The organism is Marinobacter sp. AN1 (genome assembly GCF_026013985.1).
Classification (GTDB): domain Bacteria; phylum Pseudomonadota; class Gammaproteobacteria; order Pseudomonadales; family Oleiphilaceae; genus Marinobacter; species Marinobacter segnicrescens.
This window is the reverse complement of the sequence record NZ_CP110342.1, coordinates 3,658,115-3,683,945: the sequence shown is the minus strand read 5'-3', so window position 1 is coordinate 3,683,945 and position 25,831 is coordinate 3,658,115. Positions and strand designations below refer to the sequence as shown.

The window sequence follows — 25,831 nt, the reverse complement described above, 5'->3', positions numbered from 1 at the left end:
GCTATGACAGGCGGGCCAGTTGGTTCAGCCGGTGGCGGTATCAGCAGTTGGCGTTCAGGTCGCGGGTCAGTTCCGCCAGCTCTCGGTTGAACACCCGGTCGTTCTCCCTGTAGTCCACCGGCACGTCCACCAGGTGCACGCCGCCGGCCTTCATGGCCTTCTCTAGGGTGGGTTCCAGCTGTGCGGTTTCGGTGACGCGATGGCCCGTGGCGCCGTAGGACTCCGCATAGCGCACGAAATCCGGGTTGCCATAGTCCAGGCCGAAGTTGGCGAAGCCTTCCTGGGCCTGCTTCCACTTGATCATGCCGTAGGCGCTGTCGTTGATGATCAGGATCACCAGGTTCAGCTTCAGGCGTACGGCGGTTTCCAGCTCCTGGCTGTTCATCATGAAGCCGCCATCGCCACAGATGGCCATCACCCGCTGCTTCGGGTACAGCATCGCCGCCATCATGGCGCTGGGCAGGCCGGCACCCATGGAGGCCAGGGCGTTGTCCAGCAAAACCGTGTTGTTGTCGTACGCCTTGTAGTTGCGGGCGAACCAGAGTTTATACATGCCGTTGTCCAGGGCGATGATGCCATCGTCCGGCATCACCTTGCGCACGTCGTGCACGATGCGCTGGGGAATCACCGGGAAGCCGTCATCTTCGCAGCGATCTTCCAGGTGCGCCTCCAGCGCCGCCTTTACCCGCATGAACTCCGTAAAGTCATGGCTGGCGCAGCGCCCGCAATTGTCCGCCAGCCATTCGACGGAATTGGCGATGTCGCCCACCACCTCGTGCTGGGGGAAATAGACCGGGTCCACATCCGCGCCGCTGAAGTTCACGTGGATGACCTGTTTGCCACCCGGCTGCATGAAGAACGGCGGCTTTTCCACTACGTCGTGGCCCACGTTGATCACCAGGTCGGCATGGTCAATGGCGCAGTGGACAAAGTCACCGCTGGACAATGCGGCATTGCCGATATAACGGGGGTGACGTTCATCGACCACGCCCTTGCCCATCTGGGTGGTAAAAAACGGAATGTCCGTGGTGTTGACCAGGTGGATCAGGGCCTGGGACACCCGTTTACGATTGGCGCCTGCGCCGATCATGATCAGCGGGTGCCGGGCAGAGCGGATCATCTCCGCCGCTTTCTGCAGGCTCTTCTCGCTGGCGGTGGGGCGGCGGGCGTCACTGGGATCGAAGATGTGGGTATCCGGCGCGGCCAGCTCGGCGGCGATGTCTTCCGGCAGTTCCAGGTGGACGGCCCCGGGCCGTTCTTCCGCTGCCAGCCGGAAGGCCTCCCGCAGCTTGGCGGGAATGGTGTTGGCGTTGCTGATCTGGCGGGTGTACTTGGTCAGTGGCCGCATCAGGTCTACCACGTCCAGGATCTGGAACAGCCCCTGCTTGGATGACTTGATGGGCTTCTGGCCGGAAATCATCATCATCGGCATGGCGCCGAGCTGGGCATAGGCGGCAGCCGTAACCAGGTTGGTGGCGCCGGGCCCGAGTGTAGAGAGGCAGACCCCGACCTTGCCAGTCAGGCGGCCGTAAGTGGCGGCCATAAATCCCGCTGCCTGTTCATGGCGATTGAGCACCAGTTGGATGGACGATTCTCGAAGAGCTTCCAGCAGGTCCAGGTTCTCTTCCCCGGGAACCCCGAAAATGTAGCGTACGCCTTCGTTCTCCAGGGCTTTCACAAACAACTGGCCGCCTGTCAGGGCGCCGTCAGTGCGGGATTGATCGGTCATGGGTTCAGCCTCGCCTTGATAACGGGTATTCCGTTTTCGGGGTTGGTGACAAACTGCCTGGGCCGTCGGGTGCCTTACTGGAACCGGTGTGCCTCCAGTTCAATATGCTCCACTTGCTGGCCCAGCATGATGACCCGGCCCAGGTAGCGCTCCTCGCCGGTGGTCGTAAAGTCAAACAGGAACCGGCGCCAGACCCGCAGCCGGCCCTGGCGGTCCCGTTTGAACCACAGGCCCCGGAGATATACGGCGTCGTCCAGCAAAAGGACGTCCATGCGCCGGCAATAATCACGGGCCGCAGCCAGTACGTAGTCTTTTATAGCCTTTGCCCGCCACCAGTACCAGGTGGCAAAACCGGCAGCAAAGAGCCAGGTCAGGGTAGAGAGTGTCACGATGGCAATTCCGGATTATCAGCTGGCTCAAGGCTACACAGAAACCCTGGTCAATACGAGTGTGGACCGGGTGCTGGCCGTGTCGCAGTCAGATGGTTGGATTATCCGGAAAGTGCAAATAGCGCTCAACTCGTATGCTTTGGCGACAGTTTTGCAGTATCCGGATAGGGGATTCCTGAACTTGACTTATGATCAGGGCAGCAATGTCTTAATGAACAGATAAAGGAAAGGTCGCAATGGAGACCCCGGTTACAGACCACTTCAGAACCCTGGTGGAAAGCCACCCCCGGGCCATGATGCTGGCGACGGATGAGCCAAGGATTATCTACGTCAACCGGATGTTCGAGAGTATTACCGGTTACCGGGAAGCTGAGGTTATTGGTGAGAAACCGGCAGTGCTCAGTGCGGGGTTCCATGGCCCGGCGTTCTACCGTGATATGTGGGCCACGCTGGCGGAAGAAGGCCGTTGGGAAGGTGTCATCTGGAATCGCCGCAAGAACGGTGAAACCTACCCCCAATGGCTGATGATCCACCGGGTCCCCCACCCGGAGCAAACGTTCTACGCCGGCATGTTCATGGATATTGGCGCCCTGACCTCTTTCGAGGAACGCCTGACCTCTATGGCCTACTACGATGCACTGACTGAGCTCCCCAACCGCGCGCTTTTCCTGGAACTGCTGGAAATGCGGGTTTCCCGTAGCCGTGACCATGACAACCCGTTTGGCCTGCTGTTCTTTGATCTGGATTACTTCAAGGATATCAATGACCTGTTTGGTCACTCAGTCGGGGACGAGTTGTTATTGGAGGTTTCCCGCTGTATTCGCAGTGTGGTCAGGAGGGAGGATGTCGTTGCCCGGCTTGCGGGCGATGAATTTGCGGCTATTGTCGAACTGGCACCGGATGGCACGCAAGAGTCCCAGCTTGAGCAGTTGGCCGTTCGCCTGGTTAATGCCTTTCGTGCGCCTTTCCTCGCTGGCGGCAATGAGCATTTCATTTCGGTGTCAATTGGGGGCGTTCTCTATCCGGGGGATGGCACCTCGGCGCTGGAGTTACTGCAAAAGGCAGACAAGGCGATGTACCTCGCCAAGCAGGAGGGGCGCGGGCGTTATTGTCACTACCGGGCAGATCTGTTGAATGACCAGGATGAAGGGCAGCGCCTGACCAAGGCACTGGTTACCTCCCTGAAAACCGCTCCCGGGGAGTTCAGCGTCGTGTACCAGCCCCAGTTTGAGTTGGCTACCGGGCGCGTGGACGGGCTCGAGGCACTGATTCGCTGGACGCATCCGGAATTTGGACCGATATCGCCGGCTCGCTTTGTTGCCATGGCAGAATCCAGGGGCATGATCCACCAACTGACCGAGCACCTTGTCCGGTGCATTCTCCGGGACCTCTGGTCAATGGAAAAGCCACCGGAGCCCGGGCTTCGGTTTGCCATCAACGTTTCCGCGAGGCAAATCACCGACGCAAGGCTGGATGGTTTGCTCAACCCGCTTTTCGAGCAGATAAGGCGGCTGGGCTGGCACCCGGAACTGGAGATTACCGAAACCCATCTGATGAACCTGTCGGAAGACGCACTGGAACGCCTCAGAACCTTCCGGGATGAAGGGATAAGGGTCGCCATCGACGATTTCGGTACCGGCTACTCGTCACTGGCCTACCTGCATTCACTTCCGGTCCATACCATCAAGATCGACCGCCACTTTGTGTCATGCCTGGAAGACACCCTGCCAGTCGAGGACCGGGACCGGGTAATAGCTGCCATACTGGCGCTTGCGGAGGTATTCGGCCTGGAGGCCATCGCTGAGGGTATTGAAACGTCCCAGCAACAAAGTGCCCTGCTGGCGCTGGCCTGCAAGCGTGGGCAAGGGTACTTCCTTGCCCGCCCGCAACCCTGGAGTTCCGGGCTTTTGGCGCCAAAAAGCTGTAATAGTGGCAGTCAATTGACGCCCGGGAAGGTTTGCAGGAATTGGCTATTAACTTATTCCTGAAAGGTTTATAAAGCCCCTATTAAAAAGGGGGTTATTTTGGTCGTCGGCAATCTTCAGTATCCGGGTCTCGGACATTATCTGCGTCTCGTCAGTGCCACGCCGCAGGAATGGCTGGCCGAGATGGCTTATTTTGCTGGTGGCCGACAACTCACCCTGTGTGTGCGTCCACAGGGCTTCAATGGTGCCATTTCCTGGCTGGCCAGGCCCGGTGTAAGCATTGGTGTTATTGGAACCGGGGTGGAAACAACCCTGCGTGGAACCAACACGGCTGATCCTGCGGTTATAGGGGTGCTTACCGGGAGTCTTTCCCTGACCAGCGCAAATGGCTATGTCGAGGCGACTGCTGCCAGTGGTTTTTTGCTTCCTCCCCATGCCCGGGTGGAATTTAACGGGAGTCCCGGCCTGACACTGGCTGTCGCAAGGTTGCATGGACGTGGCGGGGCGTCCTGGGGTGACGAGGCCAGGCCGATATCCCAGTCACTGGTTGCTCAAATAATCGGTTACCTGCAGCGTGCGTATTTCTTTCGCAGCTACCACCATGCCGTCGCTGAGACGGACCGTCTGGGGAATGTGCTTTGGCATTGCCTGCATGATCCCCGGGCTGAGCTCCCGGTGACACCCCCCTCGGTCATGCCTGGGTTCGATCAACGTGTAACCCGGATGATCGAACTGATCGCCTCCAGTACGGAGCGAGAGTTTGATATCGGCCGGGTTTCGGCGATGGCGGGCGTGAGCACCCGCAACCTTTACTACCTGATGAAGAAGCACACTGGGATGAGCCCCTACCAGTTCTTTGTTTCCCGTCGGTTGGTGCGGGTTCGAAGAGCGCTGCTTGACTGTCAGTGTGACGTGCCAACCGTATCATGGCATGCGCTCAGTGAAGGTTTTTCACACCTCGGGCGTTTTTCCGCCCTGTACCGGAACCATTTTGGTGAGTACCCCCGCCAGACGCTGGAGTGGCGGAGTGATGCGCAGGCGAGAGCGGCCGCAATCCAGCCTGCCGACTGTTCGGCCACCCCCCGGATGCTTTGCCTGACAACCGGTTAAGCGCCGGATCGTGAAAGACTGTCATTTTCCGACAGACCAGCACGTGTAAAATCAGGGGAGGTTTTCTCGGAGTGCTTGCAGATGCAATGGATACTTGGGCTGGGTCTGGCGGCATTGCTGTTCTACCTCCTGAAACAGTGGGGGGCGCTGGACCCGAAACAGAAAAAGGCCGCTACCTGGAAAATCGTCCTGGGCGTCGCCGGTGCGCTGCTGGTATTCATGGTGCTTACTGGTCGTGTCCATGTACTGACTGCGGCCGTGGCGGCTTTCATTCCTCTAATACGCAAGTTACCGGCATTGCTGAAGTTTATGCCCCATGCCCAGCGTCTTTTCGGAGAGCGCGACGGTGCGGACACCCATCGGGCGGACCAGGGGGCAGGGCAGAAGCGCTCGGCTACCGCCTCCAGCCAGATGTCGGAACAGGAAGCCTGCGAGATCCTCAACGTGTCGCCTGGCTGCAGTCGTGAGGAAATCGTGACGGCCCATCGTCGGTTGATGCAGAAGCTGCACCCGGACCGTGGCGGCAACGACTATCTCGCGGCCAAGGTCAACGAAGCCAAGTTTGTGTTGTTGGGCAAGCGCGGCGCCTGACGTATTAAACCCCCTCCACATTTTCCTGTTCAGTGGCGACCCCTCCGAGGCTTGTCTAGGTTTAGATGACATGCTCGGAATCAGGGATGGTCGCCATGGTGATATTTTCCATAATTTTCATTCTGTTGGGCCTCGCCTTCCTGGTGGGTGGCATCTGGCTGCTGACACTGGGAGGCTCTTTTTACTACCTGGCGGCAGGACTTGTACTGGTAACCGTCGGTGGTCTGTTACCGGTTCGGCGGGTAGCGGCCCAGGCGCTCTACGCCGTCTTTCTGGTTGCCACGCTGCTTTGGGGTTTATGGGAGTCCGGCTATGACTGGTGGCCGCTGGCGACCCGTATTGGCTGGTTTCTGTTGCTGGCCATCCCGCTGCTGATACCGGCGTCGAAACAGCGGCGCGGGGCGGCCATCACCTTCGGTGGCGTGTGGGCCCTGTGTGGCCTGGCGCTTCTTGGCAGTTTGCTCAACAGCCCCCATACCATCGAGGGTCGCCTGGGTGAACAGGTGGTGAATGAACAGCCAGACCTGGGAGAAAGCCCCGAAGCCGACTGGCTGGCCTGGGGGCGAAGCAACCTGGGGCAGCGCTATTCGCCCCTTGGCCAGATTACCCCGGATAACGTGGGCCAGCTCGAAGAAGCCTGGCGCTATCAGACCGGTGATACCAAGCAGCCGGACGACACCGGCGAGACCACCTACGAAGCCACGCCGCTGAAGGTCGGCAACACCCTGTACCTGTGCACCCCCCATAACTGGCTGGTGGCCCTGAATGCGGACACCGGTCAGGAGCGCTGGGTGTACAAGGCCGGAGTGGGTCCCAACAGCCAGCGGCAGCACCAGACCTGCCGTGGTGTTTCCTACCTGCCACCGGAAGGTGGTGTCGAGGGTGCTCCGGAAGTGCAGAATATCGGCCGCCCGGCCGAAGACCAGCCGCCGGTCAGCTGCGATGCACACCTCTACCTGCCCACTGCCGATGCCCGCCTGCTGGCGCTGGACCCGGAAACCGGCGCCCGCTGCGAAGGGTTTGCGCAACAGGGTGAGCTGGACCTGATGCATAACATGCCCTACACCCAGTCCGGCTTTTACTACTCTACGTCACCCCCGGTGGTGGCCAACGGGCTGGTAGTGGTCGCCGGCGCGGTGAACGACAACTATGACATCAACTCCCCTTCCGGTGTTATCCGGGCCTATGACGCCCGCACTGGCGGACTGCGGTGGAACTGGGACCCGGCCAGTCCCGAGCAGACCGATCCCATTGCCGAAGGGGAAGTCTATTCGACAAGCTCCCCCAACAGCTGGTCGGTCGCCAGTGCCGATGAAGCATTGGGGCTGATCTACTTCCCCATGGGTAACCGTACGCCGGATCAGCTGGGGATGTACCGCACCGAGAACGAGGAACGGTTCGCCAGTTCAGTGGTTGCGCTGGAGCTGGATACCGGGCAGGTGGCCTGGGTGCAGCAGTTCGTCCACCACGACCTGTGGGATATGGACACCCCGGCCCAGCCCAGCCTGCTCGACCTGGACACCGACCAGGGCCGGCAACCGGCGCTGGTGATTCCCACCAAGCAGGGGGATGTGTACGTGCTCAACCGGGAGACGGGTAAGCCGATCCTCCCGGTTGAGGAAGTGCCGGCACCAGAGGGCGCCATCAAGGGCGACTACACAGCGTCTACCCAGCCGGTTTCCAGCCTGAACTTCAATCCCGACCCGTTGCGGGAGGCTGACATGTGGGGTGCCACGCCCCTGGATCAGATGGCCTGCCGTATCCGCTTCCAGTCCCTGCAATATGAGGGACGCTACACGCCGCCAAGCGAGCAGGGCACCATTGTCTACCCCGGCAATTTCGGGGTATTCAACTGGGGCAGTATTGCGGTGGACCCGCAGCGCCAGGTGATGTTCGGCATGCCGCTGTACATGGCCTTTGTTTCCCGACTGGTACCCAATGAGGAGGGCAGTGAACCGAGCGGCCCGGTTAACCAGGGCGAGCAGGGCCTTAACAGCAATGCAGGTGCGCCATATTCCGTCGAGCTGAAACCGCTGATGTCGCCACTGGATATTCCCTGCCAGCAACCGCCCTGGGGCTACGTGGCGGGAGCCGATCTGCGCACTGGTGAGGTGATCTGGAAGCGCAGGAACGGCACGGTGGAAGATATGAGTCCGATCCCGGTTCCCCTGCGGCTGGGCGTGCCCGGCATCGGCGGACCTGTGATCACCGCCAGCGGGGTGGTGTTCCTGGCAGCCACAGTAGACGACTACATCCGGGCCTATGACCTCACCACCGGTGAGCAGCTGTGGCAGGCAAGGTTACCGGCTGGCGGGCAGGCAACACCGATGACCTACCTGAACAGCAAGGGTGAGCAGATGGTGGTGCAGGTGGCCGGCGGTCATGGCTCCATCGGCACCACCCTGGGGGACTATGTGGTGGCATGGAAGCTGTCTGATGAGGCGGGCCAGTGAACGATGGCGGCCAACAATGAAGGCCATGGCTAACACCGCTTCTGGCGAGGGCGATGAATCCGGTATGATGCGGGGTTCCATGCCAATCAGAACAATACCCAGGGAGGATATGCACCCATGGCCCAGCCGGATTCCGTTCACCGCCTCTACGGCGTTCCCCATTCGCTGTATACGGGCATCGCCCGCTGCTATCTGAGAACGCAGGGCATCGAGTACGTGGAGCTGCCCACCTCTCACCCGGACTTTGCCGGCCGCATCATGCCCGTGATCCAGCGCAGTATCATCCCGGTGCTGGAAACAACGGGCGGGGAGGTCGTGCAGGATAGCCTGGACATCATCGATCATTTTGAACGCCAGGGCGTACGCTATTCCGCCTACCCTCAGGGCCTGTTGCAAAGCGTGCTGGGCGTCATTATCACGTACTACGGTACCCAGGCCCTGCTGCCCCACGCCATGCACTACCGCTGGACCTACCGGGACCGGCAGGAAGGTTTTCTCAGGGACCAGTTTGCTGCCGGTATTGGGCCGGAGATGGCCGACAAGGTCATGTCGCGGATGAATTCCTACCTGCCGCAGCTGGGTGTTACTGACCACACCATCCCCGAGATCGAGGCGTCTTTCGAGCAGCTGCTGGAGACCCTGAATGCCCACTTTGCGGAGCACCCCTACCTGTTCGGTGGCCGGCCCTCCCTGGCCGATTATGGTTTGATCGGCCCCATGTTTGCCCACCTGGGCCGTGATCCGGTGCCCGAAAACCTGATGAAAACCCGCGCGCCCAAGGTGTTCCGCTGGGTAGAGCGGATGACAGCACCCGGCCTGGATACACCGGAATTCCCGGATTACGGTGATGACTTCCTGCCCAGTGATGCCATCCCGGAAACCCTCGAACCCCTGTTGCGGCAGGTTGCGGATGAAATCTTCCCAATGCTGACCGACAAGCTTGCGTTTTTGGATACCCTGGTTGCGGAGCATCAGCCGGAAGATGGTCAGCCCGTGTCAGCCAAGCCTCATCAGCGCTATGTGGGGGCAGTGGAAACCGCTTTCCGGGGTGTGCCGGTACAGGCGGGCGTGCAGCCCTACCTGCTGTATGTGCTTCGCAAGGCCGACGAGATGCTGGCGGAAAGCCCTGCCGAGGAACAGGCGCGGGTACGGGAAGCCCTGACTGTCAGGGGCCTGGTGGAAGCATTGCCCGGAGACCGTGGTTACACGGTCGACCGTCGCAACCATATCGAGGTGTGGCAGCGCGGCTGACCGGAAAGTCAGTTCAGAGGATATCCACCTTCACGGTGAAGCTCTGGTTATCCTGGCGCTCGCCCCCGACCCGGTAGGTAATGCCGGACTGCTCGCCAGTCCGGCTTTCGCTGGTGCCACCTATCTCGACCCACTCCCCGGGTGCAACCCGGCGCTGGGTAACCACGGCATCCGTTTCGTAGCCTGCCATGCCGGAATCCGGCGTGTTCTCGAAAGCGGTAATGCTGAGCTCGATCTGCTGGTCGGAGATGCGTTGGGGCGTGACGATAAAGCCGCTGCGGATGTCCACCTGCTGGTAAATGGCCGCCGGGTTGCGGCCACCGCGAATGGCCACCGGCAGGGTACGAACCTGGCCGCCACTGATATGGGCGGACTGGCCGTCCTGTACCACGATATGCCGTTGCTGACGACTTTGGGTGGTCGTCGTGCGACTCTGGCCACCGATGGTGACAACATTGCCATGGCCGCTGCTGACACCACCACCCTGCCGCTTGCCCATGCTCACGTCACTGCTGCGTACCGTGATGCGCAACTGGACCGGGGCGACGTCCATGGTTTCGATAAGCTGGCTGATCTCATCGAGCACAGCGGGCTCGCCACGGGTAATCAGTCTGTTGCCCTGGGCAGCAATGGTCAGCTCGCTTTCGGGATACAGGGCACGAAGCTGATCCGCCACCTGTTGCGCCGCCCGATTCTCCAGGATGAAAGTACGATTGCCGGGGGCACCCATGACCAGTGTCGGTACCAGCAAAAGGGTCAGTAAAAGCAGGCGAACGGGGGCAGGGACCATGGAACACTCCGCAGAAAGTTGGCAGTGGCGGTTGCAAACCGGGAAAGCCCAAGAGTATATTGAAAAGCATGAAGTCGATTAACGCACCCTGTCAATTGAACGTTATGACACGCCTCGCAAATGCGGCGGTGGGTGCTGCTGTGTATTTCTGGTGGTTTTTTGGTTATGGCTTTTATTTTAGCCAGAGCCGAGGCCGCCTGTAGCACACGCAAGAAAGATTCAGGAAAAGGCAGCCCGGCACCACCCCCAGGCTGCCACCGGACAAGAAAAAGCCCCGACTGGTAGCCTCCCAGCCGGGGCTTTTTCGTTTCAACAGGCAGAAAACAGAAGGATTGTGAACAATGAACATGCCGCTGGATGTCCGGACCACTCAGGAGGCCCAACCCGTGGACACCGTTTCTGAACCGGAGCCATCACGGTCCGCCGCCACCGCGTTGCCCACGCCCGCGAAGCTGCGGTCAGATATTCCGCTACCGGCCTACCTGTCCACGCAGATTGCCCGGTACCGCCAGCAAATCCGCGATATCCTCAATGGTGACGACGACCGTCTGCTGGTCGTTGTCGGCCCCTGTTCCATCCACGATGAGGTTGCTGCCCTGGAATATGGTGAGAAGCTTGCTGCGCTGGCTGATGAGGTCAGTGACCGCGTGCTGATTGTCATGCGTGCGTACCTGGAAAAGCCCCGCACGACCGTCGGCTGGAAGGGGCTGCTGTACGATCCGGAGCGCACTGGCGAGGGCAACCTGGGAGAAGGGCTGGTTCGTTCCCGCCGGCTGCTGGTCAACCTGGCTCACCTGGGCCTGCCATTGGCCACTGAAGCATTAAGTCCGCTCGCCATGGACTACCTGGATGACCTGGTCAGCTGGACTGCCATCGGCGCCCGTACCACTGAATCCCAGATCCACCGGGAGTTGGTCAGTGGCCTGCCCATGCCCACAGGGTTCAAGAACGGTACAGACGGGTCGGTCGGCGTGGCGGTGAATGCCATGAAATCCGCGGCCCACGGTCATCACCGACTGGGCTTCAACGCCGAAGGCCAGCCGGCCATGATCACCACGGCGGGCAACCCGGACACACACCTGGTGCTGCGGGGCGGACGGGGTATTACCAACTACGATGCGGACAGCATCAACGCCGCGGTCCAGGCCCTTGATGCCGCCGGCGTCAGCAGCGCCGTCATGGTCGATTGCAGCCACGACAACGCCTGCAAACAACCGGAACGCCAGCCGGAAATCGCCCGTGAGGTACTGGCCCAGCGCCAGGCAGGGAACCGTGCCATCCGCGGGCTGATGATTGAGAGCTTCCTTGAGCAGGGGCGCCAGGATGATAGCGAAGAGCTGACCTACGGCCTGTCTATCACCGACCCGTGCCTGGGATGGGCGGAAACGGAAACCCTGCTGCGCTCGTTCTGAGCGCTGCGGGTTAATCCGTATGGTCCTATTCAGTTGACCGGGGAGCCTCACCGGACAGGGTCGAAAACAGCAATCGTCCGGCCAGCAGCAACAGCACTCCGCCCATCAGCCGGTCCAGCCAGTGCCCGAACCGGCCGAAAACCCTGCGAACCTGGGGCAGCGTGAAGAACAGGGCAACCCCGCAAAACCAGAGGCCGGTTATCAACGCCATATAGAGGCCATAGCCCACCTGGACCACCACCGGGGTGGCAGGGCTGATCACCACAGAGAACAGCGAAACAAAGAACAGGGTCGCCTTCGGATTGAGGGCGTTGGTCAGGAATCCAAGACGAAATGCCGCCAGGCCGGTCTGCGCTTTAACGCCGTGTGTCTCTACATGAACTCGCCCCGCCTTTGACCTGAGACACTGGATGGCAATCCAGGTCAGGTACAGTGCGCCAACCACCTTCAGCAACGTAAACAACGTCAGGGATTGCTGGATCAACAGGCCGATACCCAGCAGCGAATAGGTGACGTGTACCAGTATGCCAAGACCTACGCCGGCGGCGCTGAGCAAGGCATTGCGTCGGCTTTGCGTCAGGGCCTGGCGCAACATGACGGCAAAATCCGGCCCCGGGCTGGCGACGGCCAGCAGGTGGACCAGGGCGACGGTGGCGAATTCGGCCCAGAGTGTAGTCAAAGCGCACCCCTGTGTATTTGAAGATCAGCGAGTGAGGCAGCATAGAAAAGAATCAGGGGCTTGGCCAGCGGTGGGGAGGCACCGGGCCAGTGAACCGTCTAACCTTATATCCGTTCATTCTCTGGAAAAGGAGTGCACCTGTGGAACAGCGCAAGGTGGATGTTGCGATTCTCGGCGCCGGTACCGCCGGTATGGGGGCCTACCGGGCCGCCCGTAAACATACGGATAACCTGGTGATGATCGAGGCGTCCCACTATGGGACCACGTGTGCCCGGGTTGGCTGCATGCCCAGCAAGTTGCTGATTGCCGCAGCTGACGCCGCCCATGGTGCCCGGCATGCGGACCTGTTCGGTGTTCGTCCCGGAGAAGTGGTCGTGGATGGCCCGGCGGTGATGCAGCGGGTGCGGGACGAGCGCGACCGGTTCGTCAGTTTCGTTCTTGAGGCAGTGGAGAACTTTCCCGAAGAGCACCGGGTACAGGGCCATGCCCGGTTTCTTTCCCCACATCGGTTACGGGTGGGTGATGACCTGGAGATTGAGGCAGGCCGGGTAGTGATCGCTACCGGCTCACGGCCCAATATCCCGGGTTTCCTGAAAGCAGCCGGCGACCGGCTGGTGGTCAATGATGACCTGTTCGAGTGGGAAGACCTGCCTGAATCGGTAGCGGTGTTTGGTCCTGGTGTTATCGGACTGGAACTGGGGCAGGCGCTCAATCGGCTGGGTGTCCGGGTGCGGATGTTCGGGGTAGGTGGCGCGGTCGGCCCCATCCAGGACGACGAAATCCGTGAGTGCGCCCTGAAAACCTTCAATGATGAGTTCCCCCTCGACCCGGATGCGGATACCCGGAAGATCGAGCGCACGGATGACGGGGTAGCCATCACCTTTGTTGACGCAGACCGGGGCGAGGTGACCGAAACCTTCGACTACGTGCTGGCGGCAACCGGCCGCAAGCCGAATGTTGACGGCCTCGATATCCAGAATACCGACCTGGAGCTGGATGATCGGGGTACCCCCGTATTCGATTCCTACACCATGCGCTGCGGCGACAGCCACATTTTCATCGCGGGTGATGTGAACGCCGCACTGCCGCTGCTTCACGAGGCGGCGGACGAAGGGCGGATTGCAGGTAATAATGCGGGGCAGTATCCGGAGGTCCGGGCCGGCTTACGTCGTGTCCCTTTGTCAGTGGTGTTTACCGATCCCCAGATCGCCACGGTGGGCAAGACCATCCAGCAGGTGAATGAGGACTGCCGGGGGTGTTTCGCGGTGGGCTCGGTTTCCTTCGAGGGGCAGGGTCGAAGCCGTGTGATCGGCAAGAACCGCGGCCTGTTGCGGGTCTACGGTGAGCACGGTAGCGGGCTGTTCATGGGCGCAGAGATGTTCGGGCCGGCTGCGGAGCATATCGGCCACCTGCTGGCCTGGGCCGCCCAGCAGAGGCTGACCGTCTCCCAGATGCTGGCTATGCCTTTTTATCATCCGGTCATCGAGGAAGGGCTGAGAACGGCGCTGCGGGACCTGAGCCACCAGCTCAGCCTCGGCCCGAAGGAAGAAACTCACTGCCTGGATTGTGGGCCGGGTGGCTGACCATTAGCTGCCAGAGGAGTCGGCCGGGGTTTGAGCCTGGTCAACCCACCGGCCGGAAACTGGTGGCACTCTTCAGGTGGCTGGTATTTGCCAGTTGACTGGACCTTGCCACCAGGTTGGCTGAGGCTTGCCGGCGTTTCTGCCGGCGGGCCCAAAATTTTTCGTGGAAAAAGTAGGCCACGGTGTTGATTGCGGGTTCCACCATGGCGATCAGGCTACCGATCAGGATGTCACCGGTCAGCAGGTAAGCCACGGTAAAGGCCACGGTGAAGTGGGTCATGGCAAAGGTCACTGTCTTGACCAGCGAATCATCACCTTCGTTATGGTTGTGGACAAACAGTTTCAGGGCACTCATGGCCAACTCCTGAATACCAGTGGCTATGAATTCATTTAAACGCAAGTGAGAAAGATTTTTAAGTAAATTACATCTCTGGAATCGATAGTCACGGGTTATTAACTGTGGCTGACGGGAGTGGCTTCAAGGTTTCAGGTTGGCGAGGCCTGTAAGGTGGTGTTTATTGCATCGCCAGAATGTCATTTACTAAGGCTATTGCTGGCATTGCCTGCCCTTGCTTTCCCGGGGGCGCCCTCACGTTATATTGGCAGATAGTTGTGAAATCGATCACATTCAAATCAAGGAGTTATTTTATGGGTACCAATTTTATCGGCCTCGACACTGCCAAGACAGAAGAGCTGGCGTCGTCACTCAACGAGTTGCTGGCAAATTACCAGATCTTCTATATGAATGTGCGCGGGTACCACTGGAACATCAAGGGTGAGAACTTCTTCGAACTGCACGCCAAGTTTGAGGAACTCTATGACGACCTGCTGCTGAAAATCGATGAGATTGCCGAGCGGGTGCTGACCCTGGGCCATCGTCCTGCCCATGCCTACAGCACCTATATCGAGCTCTCCAGCGTACCTGAGCGCAAGGATGTTGCCGATGGCAAGGAAGCGGTAGGCCATATCGTAGACAGCTTCGCCAAGCTGATCGGCAAGCAGCGCAACCTGCTGGCACTGGCCGGCGAAGCGGACGATGAGGGTACCGTGGCACTGATGAGTGACTATATTTCCCAGCAGGAAAAGACCGTCTGGATGTATCGTAGTTACCTCGGCCAGTAACCTTTCTTCTGCATTTTTCGCAACACCCCCTCGATGGCGGCCCTCCGGCCGCCTTTTTTGTTTTTGGGGCGCTGACATGATTTCGCCCCGAAACTGTCACATGCCTCCCCTATTGTTCCGTGTCATACGTCGTAATCAACGAGGGTTTTATGACTTCACGGAAAGCACCGCTCGCAGCCGCCATCCTGGCGGCCACACTGGGTATCGCCGGGTGTTCCGGCACTGGTTCGTCCAAGGCTGTTTCCGACAGCGCCAGCCACGGCACCGCGATTGAGCTGAAAGTCCTGGGAAGCTGGCAGTCCGAAGGGGACGTCTTCGACCAGTCTGCCGCCGAGATCGTGGCCCATGACGCCGGGAATCAGCGCCTGTTTGTGGTCAACGCCAACAACAAGACCCTGGATGTACTTGATATTCGCAACCCGGCCGATATCCAGCGGGTTCAGACAATCGACGCGACCCGCGAGGGCGGCGCTGCCAACAGTGTTGCGGTACACGGCGAACTGGTGGCCGTGGCTATCGAGGCGGCCAACAAGCAACGCAACGGCAAGGTTGTGTTCTACAGCGCTTCGTCCCTGGAAAAGCTGGCCGAAGTCCCGGTCGGTGCCCTGCCGGATATGGTGACGTTTACGCCTGACGGAAAGCACGTGCTGGTTGCCAACGAAGGTGAGCCGGATGGTGCCTATAAGGTGGATCCGGAGGGCTCGGTCAGTGTCATTGATGTGTCCCGGGGAGTGGAAAAGGCGACAGTACGAACAGCGGACTTCAGGGCCTGGAGCGGGAAAGAGGCAGAGCTTCGTCAACAGGGCATTCGGATCTTCGGCCCGGGCGCCACTGCGGCACAGGACTTCGAGCCGGAATACATAGCGGTTTCAGAGAATGGCTCAACGGCCTGGGTGGCGCTACAGGAAAACAATGCGGTGGCAGTCCTGGACATCGTCGGGGCTGAAATTACCGAAATCATTCCCCTGGGCTTCAAGGATCATATGGCTGCCGGAAATGAGCTGGACGCCAGTAACAAGGATGGCGGCATCCATCTGCGTAACTGGCCGGTCAAGGGCATGTACCTGCCCGACGCCATTACCAGCTACGGCACCGACGGCCAGACCTGGTACATCACCGCGAACGAGGGTGATTCACGGGACTATGATGCGTTTAGCGAAGAGGCCAGGGTCGCCGACCTGCGCCTGGCCGAGGGTGTCTTCCCGGCCGACATTCAGGAGAAAGCCAACCTGGGCCGCCTGAAAGTGACCACAACCCTGGGTATCAGCAATGGCTGCGACCCCACGGATCCGTCCACGGATGTCGAGGCCGATTGCGAGTATGACGCTCTCTACTCCTACGGGGGCCGCTCGTTCTCCATCTGGTCAGAAGACGGCCAGCAGGTCTACGACAGCGGCAGTGACTTCGAACGAATCACTGCGCAACAGTTGCCGGAGTATTCCAACAGCAGTAACGATGAAAACGCCTTCGATGATCGCTCGGACGACAAGGGCCCGGAGCCTGAAGCGGTTGTGACCGGTGAGATTAATGGCCAGGTCTACGCCTTTATCGGTCTCGAGCGGGTAGGGGGCATCATGGTGTACAACGTGACCGATCCCCGGAGCCCGACCTTCTTGCAGTACCTGAACAACCGGGACTTCTCAGCCTCTGAAGAAGAGCTGAGGGCCGGTCGTGGCGGCGACCTGGGACCGGAAGGGCTGGCCTTCATTGCCGCTGAAGACAGCCCCACTGGAGGACCGGTGCTGGCGGTTGGCAACGAAGTCAGCGGCACCACCACCCTGTACGGTATAGAACTGACACCTGCCAGCAAGTAACCCTTCCGGTTGGCCTGGAGCGGATATACCCTCCGGGCCTTTTTTTGTACTGAACCCTGGCAGGACATTTTATCGGTGACTTCCGGTGCACGCCGATTTTGACTGTATGTGGATTTATTGACACCGGGATGCCTGGTTAAAAATAAATCAGCTCGACTGTTTTTTGATCATATTTAAAGCTGATTCCTCCGTTATTATTTCAGTTGTATTGCAATAATATTGCAGTTTATTTTTTGTGAATTGTGAAGCTACTTTTCTGGTCTTTGAAATATTTCCTTAACAAATCCCTTTTAGGATCGGTGTCAGTTAAAACATGATCCTGAACAAAGGGTAATTTAGTGAAGCAATTCTCCATATCAATGATTGCCGCATCCATGCTGGTTATTGCCCCTGTCCATGCGGATGTGAGTTTGCAGTTGGGAGATGGCGTTAACCTTCATGCGCTCAATGGCGAGGCCTGGTCTGGCCAGGGTGTTCTCGACAGCAGGTCCCCGATCACGCTGGAAAACGGCACTCACCAGATTGTGGTGGATCTCACGGCTGAGCTGGGAAGAAGCCGTGATGACAGCGTCATCGAAAGCTCTGACAGCTTTGTTCTTCTGTTCCAGGCGAGCGACCGGCAACTGGTTCTCTCGGCCCCGGGTGTCGAATCCCGAAGCGAGCTGGAAGATTTCAATAATGAACCAGTGTGGCAATTAAATGACCAGGAAGGAAATAGCGTTTCATTCAGGATGGATGTTCTCAAGAAAACCGGATTTCAACTGGTTCGTGATTATGAGGAGGAGGTCGCAGACTTTAACAGGGATGGTACTTCCGAGGCCGCTTTAATGCCTCACCAGAATAATCGCGAATCTTTTTCAGTGTCCCCCCGATCAATGCCAGCCAGCGATGTGGCCGAAGACCAGGAAGTGGTCGGCCAGATGCTTCGCTACTGGTATTTGAAGGCCGATGACAAAACCAAAAGTGAAATGAAACGCTGGATTAATTCCGGCGAATAAACAAACCGACGTACCACTCAATGGAGTATTAATAAATGAAAAAGCTTCTTCTGGCTGCTGCTGTATCCGTCGCCGCTGGTTCTGCCAACGCCGCTACTGTTTACGAGAATGGTGGCCTCAGCTACAAGGTCAACGGTGATTTCCAGATCCAGTTCCGTCAGGCAACGAGGCTGTAGAAAAACTCGATTTCGAGCCGTCCCCAACGCCTGCTTCCTAAAATTTTTGTAGCGGCCATCAGCTAGCTGATTATCGAGATACCAATGTTCAGCCGTCAGTTTCGGCCCTTTGACGGTCTCAGCACCGGTATTACTGACATTCAGCGGCCACACTCCTAGCCTTCCACACTCAGCATTACGCCGCTAACCGCCCGTAATTCGTCAGCTTTTCAATATTGTGCACCAGGCAGTATAGCTGCCACTGGCCCTGCACCTTTTTCCGGCTCCGCAGACTGAAGCGATTCAGGCGCTTGTTCGTACCGATGTTGCCGAACACCGGTTCCACCACCGACATCCGGTGGCTGTAAATCTCTTTACCCTGCGGGCTGTCTACCCGATGCTTCATCCAATCGGTGTAGTTGGGCAGGCGCTTATTCTCGATGGTGAACGAGACCTGCCTTCCGGACCCTTTGCGATGATTGGCGGACGCCGGGTTCTGCATGCACTGATGCTTCTTCGAGCAGTGTCGACATTGCAACAAACGGCCTTCGAAATGCACCCGCATTTTGCCGTTCTCGGCTTCGCGTGTGGCTTGGTAGCTGATGGCATTGCCTGCCGGGCAGATGCACGTCAGGTTCACCGGATCGAACTGGAATTCACTGGCTGGGATGATTTTCTTCCAGCCAGTGTCCGGCAAGTTCTGATGACGCTTGCCGTACTTGTCTTTCTGGTTCTGGAACTTCGGGTCGCGACTGCGGAATTTGTTGTCCGGCACGTAGCCGTTGATCTGCCGTTCGTGCAGGTACCTCATGTTGGCTTCGTTGGCGAAGCCGGTATCAGCGGTAACGATGGTACCTTGCTGATAAATGTTGTCGGCGATACCCAGTTTCTTGAAGCGGGCTTCTACGCTCTCCAGTACCGGTTGTAAGGTGTGGTGTTCCTGGCCTTCGCCAAAGGCCTGGGCATCGATAATGATCTGGTGTTTCCTGTCCACCGTGGCCACGCCGTTATAGCCCTGGATCGTGCCCTTGCTGGTGGTCATCTTGGCGCTTTCGTTATCGGTGATGTTGCTCTTCACTTCCTTGCTCCGTTTCCCCCGGCCCATCCTTGGGCGGTTCGTCTTTAGGAAGCGGTCGACTTTCTTCGCGGCCTCATCCAGGGACAGGATGGTTTTCGCTCGTCGGATATCCCGGTCCAGTTCGGCCTCGGTTTCCGCCTCGTCCCGCTCGTAATGGGCCTTGAGATGATGACGAACCAGGCGTCGCAGCTTGGTGCGTTTCTCTTCCAGTTCCTTAAAGGTGCCGGACCATTCTTTGGCCGCATTCGACGACATCTTGCAGCCGTCGATGGCGAAGAGCTCGTTGCCCAGCAGGCCTTGGTCGTGGCAGACCAACAATACCTGCTCGAACAGCTCTTCGATCTCATCCGAGTGACTGCTAACGAACTTGGCCAACGTAGTGAAGTGCGGAACGGTGTCGCAGGACAGGGCCTTGAAGATGATGTTGGTCTCGCAGCACCACTGCATCTCGCGGCTGGAGGTGATCCCCTTGGAGTAGGCGAACAGGATGATCTTGAGCAGGATGGCCGGATCGTAGGCCAGCCGGCCGGTGTCTTCGTTGCGGTACTTGGGGTGGAACACCGACAGATCCAGCTTGTGCTCAATCAGGTAGTGCACCGCATGTTCAAAGGTGCCGGGCTGGAGCTGTTCCTGGTAGTTGATCACGACCATGGCGTCCTGGTCGTAGTTGTAATGCTTGAAGCGGGGCATATGACCACTCCTTGTCCGTTTGCCTGATCCTATCAAAACCGAGGGGGATATCGGGGTTTTTCTACAGCCTCAACGGGTCATGAGGATGATAATCGTGCCGAAATCGAGTATGACGACCTGGAGCTGAAAAACTTCATCAGCTACGACCTGGGTAATGATCTGGCCGCGTTTGGTCGCCTGGACTTTGGTTTCAAGGACGCTGCAGAAGACGATGAAAACGGCAGCAACCTGGAAGAAGCCTTTGTAGGCCTTAAGTACGGCGTGGCCTCCGTTTCTTTTGGTAAGCAGAACTTCGCCACCGACGAGTTTGGTATCGAAGAAGCGATCGAAGTTGAGACCATTGACGAAGATCGTTTTGACGACACCGGAACCGACGGCGATGACACCATCCGTGTCGACGTTGAACTGGACAAGGTCTACTTCGCTGCCTCCCATGAAATGGATGCCAGTGACGATGACGACGGCATTGATGGCGAGTTCTATGACCTGTTTGTCGCCACTGACCTGGCAGGCCTGGAGCTTGCTGCCGCCTACCAGGTTTGGAACCCGGTTGACCTGGACGACTCCGTGGGTACCTGGGGTCTGAGTGCTTCCTATGACTTCGGTTTCATGAACCTGGCCGCCGACTACAGCGTGTCTGACTGGAGCGATGTGGGTACCTGGGAAGAGGAAGACATGACCCAGTACAACGTCGCCGCGGTTTTCCCGGTTGCCAGCACCACCGACGTGGCACTGGGTATGGGTAACAAGGACTCTGATGCCTGGGAAGAGGACATCACTGAGTGGTATGCGAACGTAACCTACAAGTTCCCGGCCCAGAAGAACGTCAGCGTATTCGCAGAGATCGCCCAGAGCGATGAGGAATACGACGATGGTGATGACGCCGAGCTGGGCTTCCTGGCCGGTATGCGGGTGAAGTTCTGATTCGGGAGCTTCAACCGGTTTGTGCCTTTTGCATTTGACTTGAGTTGACGACGCTTCGCCGGCCCCCTGGGCCGGCTTTTTTGTTTCAGGCGGGGCGCCAGTAAGCGGTCTCGCGGCCGACGGGGGCTGGCGTTGGCAGGTCCAGGGGCGGCACCTGCTGGTGCAGGAACCAGCGCTCGGCGACCACCCTGCGGGTAAACCAGTGAGATTTCATCAGGCTGGCGGCCAGGGGGACCTTTACCCAGTCAGGCACCAGTACGCCATTATCCTGGTTCATGGAGCGAGTACCAAAGCGACGGGCGATGGCTTCTCCGTAGGGCTGCAGGCTGCGGGCGGTCAGGTCCGGTTCCGAGCGGATGACATTGGCTGCGATGAGGGCAGACTCCACTGCCGGACGAATGCCCTCGCCACTTTGCCCGAAGGCCAGGCCGGCTGCGTCTCCAATCAGAATCAGGCCATCGTCTACCAGTGGGCGTTCGGCATGGTCGTATAGCAGGTAGGCATGCCCCTTGAAGCGTCCGGGCAGGTCAGCCGGAATCCGGCCCTGCTGCTGCATATGCGCAATGAATTTTTCCAGGTGCCTCGACAGGCGGCGCGGGTCTTCCCGTCCCAGGCCCACGTTCAGGTGATTGGCCTTGCGGAAAATCCAGGCATAGCCTCGCAGGTCACGGCAGAACCAGAGCTCTGGACGGTCGCCCCGGGCCCGGCAGTCGGCGGCCTGCGAGGGGGTCATCTCGAACTCCATTTCCTTGGCGGTTACGACGCTTTCCCGGCTACCGGGGCCGGCGCAAATATACTGGGCAACCGGGCAGAAGTGGCCTCCGGCACCAACCAGCAAAGGAGTTTCCCAGCGGTGGTTGATCACCCAGTTGCCATTGGCCTGGTATATGGATTCTATGGGTGTGTTCAGCGCCTGGTCCGTGCGGGTGCGGCTGAGCAGGTAATGGTCGAACTCGGAGCGACGTACGCCATAGCTGACGGTTTCGCCATGGTCGTTCTCAACGGCCCGGTTGCCGATCATGCCAATGCGGAAGCCACGGATAGGTTCCAGCACATGGTCCCGGCCATAGTCTCCAGGTGTGATCTGAAGTGCATCGAAAACGGCCGGAGTTACCCAGCCGGCACAACTCTTTTCCCGTGGAAAGCGGGCCTTGTCGATCAACAGGATCCGTTTGCCGGTATTCTGCAGGGCCCAGGCCAGTGTCGAACCGGCAGGACCACCCCCGACGATAATCAGGTCGTAGTAGTCCATCTCAACGGGCCCCGTGGCATGGCAGACGCAATGTCAGCATGTGGCTGGCTCCAGCTTTATTGTTATTGGCACATCTGGTGATGTCTTAACTTTCGTTAACGCACACAGTATAGAAAATGATCGGAATTTGTCACCTGATTGTTCAGAACAGGCTCCACGCCACTGCCAGTCCGGCAGTCAGTGATATCGCCATGGGTAGCCCCACCAGAAATCCCAGGCGCACGGTGCCGATAAAGGCAGCCATCATGGATTTCACCAGGTTATTGACGGAGGCGGCGATCACAATGCCCAGCACTGCCGTGGCCCCGGCAATGCTTGCCAGTGACATCCGGGTCAGGGACAGGGTGATGGCGTCTACATCGGTAATGCCGGATGTGGCCGCCAGCACGTAGATACCCAGATCCCCCAGCCACTCACTGAGCCATTCCCCCAGCAACAGGATCACTGTGAGCAATACTCCGAATACCAGTGCGGACTTCAGGTCCAGCGGGTTCTGGCTCAGCTCGGGCTGATTCACTCGGATGTTGTGCCGGTGGCTGGCCCAGATCAGTCCCGCAGCCAGGTAAAGTACGGCCGCCATGGTCAGCACAGGCCCCGTCAGCGCAGGCAAAAGCTCGCGATTGATGATGGCGCCGTAAATCAGGATGCGGGGGAACATGGTACCGCAGGCAATCAGTATGCCCGCTGCGTAGATGGGGCTAAGCTCCCCGTTGCGACGTGACTGACGGGCAAAGTGCAAGGTCAGGGCCGTGGACGAGCTCAGTCCGGCAAACAGGCTGGTAAACAGGATTCCCTTTTCAGTCCCGCCGACCCGGATGGCGAAATAGCCGACGAACGACACCGATGCGATCAGCACCACCATCCACCAGATCTCGTAGGGATTGAGGACGTTACCCGGCCCCATACCCCGATCCGGCAGCAGGGGCAGCATGACAACGCTAATCAGGAGCAGTTTCAGGGCCGCGTCCAGTTCGTGTGCCTGGAGTTTATTCAGGGCCCCGTGTATTTCTTCCTTGTTATCGAGAATCAACGCCGTGATAACCGCTGCCGCCGCCGCCAGGGCCATATCCACCGCTACCACCATGGCGCCGAAGCAGAAGGTGAGCAGCAGGCCGATAATGCCGGTAATGCTGTAGTCGCCGGTTTCCGGGGTGCGGGCCCGGTAAGACACCAGGGTGGCGCCAATAAGACCCAGCAACATGACCGGGAAGGCCCAGGGCGTAAGGGTCTGGCTGAGCAGCGCTGCAATAGCCCCCAGCAGGCCGGTGAGGGCATGGGTACGGATACCGGCGATTCGCTTGCCAGGCTCCCTGGCCCTGGCCTCCCAGCCCCTTTCAAGACCGATCAACGCCCCCAGCAGCAGGGCGACAGCTAGCTGGATCGCGATCTGGTTGTTATCCAGGAAGGTGCTTGCAACATCATCCACAGCGCGTCAGATCCGGTCTGGTAAAATTGCTTATCGGGTATCCGGGCGGGGCATGGTAATCTCGGATAAAACGGTCTGGTGCTAATTGCCCGGGCCACCCGGCCCTGAATCCTGGACAAGCATAACGGATGAGGCCGTGTTCCGTGAAACCAGGCAGCTGCCTGTTGTTCCGTTTTGTTGCTGGCCCGGCCGGCAACCTGTTGTCCGGAGAGTGCTGTGACTGCCATGACCTCCCGCGTAGCCGAAGCGCTGCGCCGTGTCCCTCGCCAGGCCTTCGTTTCATCCGCTGACCTGGAGCCGCAACTTTCCGGGCACAGCATTCCCGGCCGTGCGACGGTCAGGCATGTGCTGGAATCCCTTCCGCCGTTGCCCGCTGATAGCCGGGTTCTCCATGTAGGGGCTGGTTCCGGCTATGTTGCGGCGGTGCTGGCCAGGCTGTTCCGCCAGGTGGTGGCAGTTGACCGGGACCCCGTCATGGTTGAACTGGCCTCCCACAATGTCCATGGACTTTCCCTGGACAATCTGGGCTTCCGTCAGGGCGATGCCGAAGAGGACCTGGCCCTGGAGCAACACAGTTTCGATGTCATCCTTGTGACGACCTTTCTTGGGTCCACCGATGCCCTTGTTCCCCTGCTCGGCGAGGGCGGCTCACTGTTCTGCCTGGAAGCCGTGCCGGAGAGTGCTCCGGGGCTGGTTCACTACCAGCTTCGCTCCGGAGTCCTGCAGCGGCAGGGCCAGCTGTGCCGTGTGGATTTCCGGCGAACTACGGAAGAGGCACTGATTGACCTCGGCCTGTTGCAGGAAGGGGCAGCCGGACTTCAGGTTCCGCCAGGAACCACGCCACTGGGCCAGGCGTTGAAGAACCCGGCGGTGAGTGAGCGGGAAGTCTACCGCAAGCTGGCGGCCACCCGCCGTGGCCTGACCCTGATTGAGCTGGACACACTGTTGCCGGAAGTCGACCCGGGCCTGTTTGCGCGCTTCTCCCGGTCATTCCTTGAGCATCACCGCCTGATTCCGGTGTACAAACGGGACCGGCAGTTGTTTGTGGCCAGTGATAATCCCGACGCCCACCTGGACGCGATTGCGCATCTCACTGATGTCGAGATTTCCCCGCTCCTGGTCACACCAACAGACTTCCGTCGGTTATGGTCCCATCTGTCCATTTCCGAGCGGGGTAACGAGGTATCGGCTGCAGCCCAGGCCCAGGCTGACCGCAGCACGGGGGAGTCCTTCGAGGCTGGCCGGGAAGGTGAGGTTACCCCCTACCTGGTCTCGCTCTACGAAGGCATTCTGCTGGAAGCCGTGAGCCAGCAGGCCAGTGACATACACATCGAACGCTATGGAAGTCGGGTACGGGTAAGGTTACGGATTGACGGCGAACTTCACGACCTGGACCACTACCGGCTGACACCGGCACAGCTGCTGGGCGTGGTCAATGTGATCAAGCTGCGGGCGGAGCTGAATATCGCAGAGCGTCGATTGCCCCAGGGCGGGCGTTCGCGGCTCAGGTTTGGCGACGTCAGCTTTGATCTGCGGGTGCAGACCCAGCCCTCTTTGCATGGCGAACACGTGGTGATCCGGCTGCTCCGTCAGACAGGCCGGGCCATGACCATGCAGGAGCTGGGTATGTCCTCCAAGCTCGCCCGCAAGTACCAGCGGTTGCTGGACAATCCCGCGGGGCTGGTGCTGGTAGTGGGGCCCACCGGTTCGGGCAAGTCCACCACGTTGTATGCCGGGCTGCAGGAGCTGGCGGATGATGGTCGCCGCAAGGTCATCACTGTCGAAGATCCCATTGAGTATTCCATCGACAATATCCAGCAGACCCGGGTGCGGCCGGAAATCGGCTTCAGTTTTGCCGACGCCATGCGCTCGTTTGTGCGCCAGGACCCGGATGTGATCCTGGTGGGGGAGATCCGCGACCAGGAGACCGCGCTGGAGGCAATTCGCGCGTCCCAGACCGGCCATGTCGTGCTCTCCACCCTGCACTGTAATGACAGCGTCGATGCCCTTCAGCGACTCTACGACCTGGGCATTCACCCCAACTCCATTGCCAGTGAATTACTGGCCGTTATTGCCCAGCGCCTGGCCAAGCGGATCTGCCCCGATTGCCGCCGGCCGGCTACCGCGGACCCCACCGTGATGGCGGAGCTGTTCCCGGAAGGCGCGCCGGCGGATTTCCGCTGCTTCGAGGGCGCTGGCTGCCCCCAGTGCAAGGGCCGTGGTACCCGGGGACGCATCGCGGTGGTGGAATTCCTGCAAGTAAACCGGGATATCCGCAATGGTATTTCCCTGCAGCCGCCTGTGGGCGAGATGCGCAGCCTGGCCCTGGACGCCGGGCTTATTACCATGCGTGACAGCGCCCTGGACCATGTTATTCAGGGCAACATTCCATTGTCCGAGCTTCCCCGCATTCTGCCGGAAGACCGGATGAGCCCGGAGAAGCGGGGAGGCCGTCGTTGA

22 protein-coding genes are annotated in these 25,831 nt (G+C 59.4%); 14 read left to right on the top strand and 8 right to left on the bottom strand.

What is annotated here, in order from left to right; translation table 11 throughout:
• Window positions 1-40: 40 nt before the first annotated feature.
• Window positions 41-1,729, bottom strand: a complete 1,689-nt coding sequence (locus LJ360_RS17015; RefSeq protein WP_091854616.1) for an acetolactate synthase large subunit — start codon at window positions 1,727-1,729, stop codon at window positions 41-43.
• Window positions 1,730-1,803: 74 nt separating this feature from the next.
• On the bottom strand, window positions 1,804-2,118 hold the full coding sequence (locus LJ360_RS17010) for a DUF3301 domain-containing protein (protein ID WP_264994503.1): 315 nt from the start codon (window positions 2,116-2,118) through the stop codon (window positions 1,804-1,806).
• 1 nt (window position 2,119) lies between these two features.
• Between LJ360_RS17010 and LJ360_RS17005 the strand changes: the two genes are divergently transcribed.
• From LJ360_RS17005 to LJ360_RS16980, 6 genes are all read left to right on the top strand, one after another.
• Window positions 2,120-2,341 carry a hypothetical protein gene (locus tag LJ360_RS17005; protein ID WP_264994502.1) on the top strand — a complete coding sequence of 74 codons (222 nt, stop codon included), beginning with the start codon at window positions 2,120-2,122 and terminating at the stop codon, window positions 2,339-2,341.
• A 13-nt stretch (window positions 2,342-2,354) separates the two neighbouring features.
• Entirely contained in the window at window positions 2,355-4,106 is a 1,752-nt protein-coding gene (locus tag LJ360_RS17000; protein ID WP_264994500.1) for a putative bifunctional diguanylate cyclase/phosphodiesterase, read from the top strand.
• 36 nt (window positions 4,107-4,142) lie between these two features.
• On the top strand, window positions 4,143-5,153 hold the full coding sequence (locus tag LJ360_RS16995) for an AraC family transcriptional regulator (protein WP_264994499.1): 1,011 nt from the start codon (window positions 4,143-4,145) through the stop codon (window positions 5,151-5,153).
• 81 nt (window positions 5,154-5,234) lie between these two features.
• Window positions 5,235-5,744 (top strand): DnaJ domain-containing protein, encoded by a 510-nt coding sequence (locus tag LJ360_RS16990; RefSeq protein WP_264994498.1) that lies wholly within the window; start codon window positions 5,235-5,237, stop codon window positions 5,742-5,744.
• Window positions 5,745-5,839: 95 nt separating this feature from the next.
• Window positions 5,840-8,197, top strand: a complete 2,358-nt coding sequence (locus tag LJ360_RS16985; protein WP_264994497.1) for a glucose/quinate/shikimate family membrane-bound PQQ-dependent dehydrogenase — start codon at window positions 5,840-5,842, stop codon at window positions 8,195-8,197.
• Between the two features lie 117 nt (window positions 8,198-8,314).
• Entirely contained in the window at window positions 8,315-9,448 is a 1,134-nt protein-coding gene (locus tag LJ360_RS16980) for a glutathione S-transferase family protein (RefSeq protein ID WP_264994496.1), read from the top strand.
• A gap of 13 nt (window positions 9,449-9,461) precedes the next feature.
• Here the strand turns inward: LJ360_RS16980 and LJ360_RS16975 are convergent, their stop codons facing one another.
• On the bottom strand, window positions 9,462-10,238 hold the full coding sequence (locus LJ360_RS16975) for a secretin N-terminal domain-containing protein (protein ID WP_264994495.1): 777 nt from the start codon (window positions 10,236-10,238) through the stop codon (window positions 9,462-9,464).
• A 341-nt stretch (window positions 10,239-10,579) separates the two neighbouring features.
• On the opposite strand from LJ360_RS16975, the gene LJ360_RS16970 reads away from it, so the two are divergent.
• Window positions 10,580-11,650 (top strand): 3-deoxy-7-phosphoheptulonate synthase, encoded by a 1,071-nt coding sequence (locus LJ360_RS16970; RefSeq protein WP_264994494.1) that lies wholly within the window; start codon window positions 10,580-10,582, stop codon window positions 11,648-11,650.
• Window positions 11,651-11,675: 25 nt separating this feature from the next.
• Here LJ360_RS16970 and LJ360_RS16965 read toward each other — a convergent pair whose 3' ends face one another.
• Complete coding sequence (locus LJ360_RS16965) at window positions 11,676-12,329, bottom strand: LysE family translocator (RefSeq protein WP_091854638.1); 654 nt, start codon at window positions 12,327-12,329, stop codon at window positions 11,676-11,678.
• A gap of 140 nt (window positions 12,330-12,469) precedes the next feature.
• Between LJ360_RS16965 and LJ360_RS16960 the strand changes: the two genes are divergently transcribed.
• The gene (locus LJ360_RS16960; protein ID WP_264994493.1) at window positions 12,470-13,912 is read left to right on the top strand and encodes a dihydrolipoyl dehydrogenase; all 1,443 of its coding nucleotides are present in this window, start codon (window positions 12,470-12,472) and stop codon (window positions 13,910-13,912) included.
• 40 nt (window positions 13,913-13,952) lie between these two features.
• Here the strand turns inward: LJ360_RS16960 and LJ360_RS16955 are convergent, their stop codons facing one another.
• Window positions 13,953-14,267: a DUF2061 domain-containing protein gene (locus tag LJ360_RS16955; protein ID WP_091854642.1), complete on the bottom strand. Its 315-nt coding sequence runs from the start codon at window positions 14,265-14,267 to the stop codon at window positions 13,953-13,955.
• A gap of 293 nt (window positions 14,268-14,560) precedes the next feature.
• Here LJ360_RS16955 and LJ360_RS16950 point away from each other — a divergent pair, with 293 nt between their 5' ends.
• The 4 genes from LJ360_RS16950 (at window position 14,561) to LJ360_RS16935 (ending at window position 18,022) form a co-directional block, all read left to right on the top strand.
• Window positions 14,561-15,034, top strand: a complete 474-nt coding sequence (locus tag LJ360_RS16950) for a Dps family protein (protein ID WP_091854644.1) — start codon at window positions 14,561-14,563, stop codon at window positions 15,032-15,034.
• Between the two features lie 149 nt (window positions 15,035-15,183).
• Complete coding sequence (locus LJ360_RS16945) at window positions 15,184-16,848, top strand: choice-of-anchor I family protein (protein WP_264994492.1); 1,665 nt, start codon at window positions 15,184-15,186, stop codon at window positions 16,846-16,848.
• A 338-nt stretch (window positions 16,849-17,186) separates the two neighbouring features.
• A complete protein-coding gene (locus tag LJ360_RS16940; protein ID WP_143066611.1) occupies window positions 17,187-17,846 on the top strand; it encodes a DUF2057 domain-containing protein in 660 nt (219 codons plus the stop codon).
• 35 nt (window positions 17,847-17,881) lie between these two features.
• Window positions 17,882-18,022, top strand: coding sequence for a hypothetical protein (locus tag LJ360_RS16935; RefSeq protein ID WP_264994491.1), 141 nt, complete (start codon window positions 17,882-17,884; stop codon window positions 18,020-18,022).
• A gap of 175 nt (window positions 18,023-18,197) precedes the next feature.
• Here LJ360_RS16935 and LJ360_RS16930 read toward each other — a convergent pair whose 3' ends face one another.
• Window positions 18,198-19,769: a transposase gene (locus LJ360_RS16930; protein WP_264994490.1), complete on the bottom strand. Its 1,572-nt coding sequence runs from the start codon at window positions 19,767-19,769 to the stop codon at window positions 18,198-18,200.
• A gap of 102 nt (window positions 19,770-19,871) precedes the next feature.
• Between LJ360_RS16930 and LJ360_RS16925 the strand changes: the two genes are divergently transcribed.
• On the top strand, window positions 19,872-20,693 hold the full coding sequence (locus LJ360_RS16925) for a porin (protein WP_264996057.1): 822 nt from the start codon (window positions 19,872-19,874) through the stop codon (window positions 20,691-20,693).
• 85 nt (window positions 20,694-20,778) lie between these two features.
• On the opposite strand, the gene LJ360_RS16920 is transcribed toward LJ360_RS16925, so the two are convergent.
• The gene (locus LJ360_RS16920) at window positions 20,779-21,945 is read right to left on the bottom strand and encodes an NAD(P)/FAD-dependent oxidoreductase (RefSeq protein ID WP_264994489.1); all 1,167 of its coding nucleotides are present in this window, start codon (window positions 21,943-21,945) and stop codon (window positions 20,779-20,781) included.
• 142 nt (window positions 21,946-22,087) lie between these two features.
• Complete coding sequence (locus LJ360_RS16915) at window positions 22,088-23,371, bottom strand: MgtC/SapB family protein (protein WP_091852796.1); 1,284 nt, start codon at window positions 23,369-23,371, stop codon at window positions 22,088-22,090.
• Window positions 23,372-23,596: 225 nt separating this feature from the next.
• Here LJ360_RS16915 and LJ360_RS16910 point away from each other — a divergent pair, with 225 nt between their 5' ends.
• A complete protein-coding gene (locus LJ360_RS16910) occupies window positions 23,597-25,831 on the top strand; it encodes an ATPase, T2SS/T4P/T4SS family (protein WP_264996056.1) in 2,235 nt (744 codons plus the stop codon).

Excerpts from the sequence above, each read along its gene's own strand:
- LJ360_RS17015 (WP_091854616.1), bottom strand. The coding sequence starts at position 1,729 with ATGACCGATCAATCCCGCACTGACGGCGCCCTGACAGGCGGCCAGTTG.
- LJ360_RS17005 (WP_264994502.1), top strand. The coding sequence starts at position 2,120 with ATGGCAATTCCGGATTATCAGCTGGCTCAAGGCTACACAGAAACCCTG.
- LJ360_RS17000 (WP_264994500.1), top strand. The coding sequence starts at position 2,355 with ATGGAGACCCCGGTTACAGACCACTTCAGAACCCTGGTGGAAAGCCAC.
- LJ360_RS16990 (WP_264994498.1), top strand. The coding sequence starts at position 5,235 with ATGCAATGGATACTTGGGCTGGGTCTGGCGGCATTGCTGTTCTACCTC.
- LJ360_RS16985 (WP_264994497.1), top strand. The coding sequence starts at position 5,840 with ATGGTGATATTTTCCATAATTTTCATTCTGTTGGGCCTCGCCTTCCTG.
- LJ360_RS16980 (WP_264994496.1), top strand. The coding sequence starts at position 8,315 with ATGGCCCAGCCGGATTCCGTTCACCGCCTCTACGGCGTTCCCCATTCG.
- LJ360_RS16975 (WP_264994495.1), bottom strand. The coding sequence starts at position 10,238 with ATGGTCCCTGCCCCCGTTCGCCTGCTTTTACTGACCCTTTTGCTGGTA.
- LJ360_RS16970 (WP_264994494.1), top strand. The coding sequence starts at position 10,580 with ATGAACATGCCGCTGGATGTCCGGACCACTCAGGAGGCCCAACCCGTG.
- LJ360_RS16955 (WP_091854642.1), bottom strand. The coding sequence starts at position 14,267 with ATGAGTGCCCTGAAACTGTTTGTCCACAACCATAACGAAGGTGATGAT.
- LJ360_RS16950 (WP_091854644.1), top strand. The coding sequence starts at position 14,561 with ATGGGTACCAATTTTATCGGCCTCGACACTGCCAAGACAGAAGAGCTG.
- LJ360_RS16945 (WP_264994492.1), top strand. The coding sequence starts at position 15,184 with ATGACTTCACGGAAAGCACCGCTCGCAGCCGCCATCCTGGCGGCCACA.
- LJ360_RS16935 (WP_264994491.1), top strand. The coding sequence starts at position 17,882 with ATGAAAAAGCTTCTTCTGGCTGCTGCTGTATCCGTCGCCGCTGGTTCT.
- LJ360_RS16930 (WP_264994490.1), bottom strand. The coding sequence starts at position 19,769 with ATGCCCCGCTTCAAGCATTACAACTACGACCAGGACGCCATGGTCGTG.
- LJ360_RS16920 (WP_264994489.1), bottom strand. The coding sequence starts at position 21,945 with ATGGACTACTACGACCTGATTATCGTCGGGGGTGGTCCTGCCGGTTCG.
- LJ360_RS16910 (WP_264996056.1), top strand. The coding sequence starts at position 23,597 with ATGACCTCCCGCGTAGCCGAAGCGCTGCGCCGTGTCCCTCGCCAGGCC.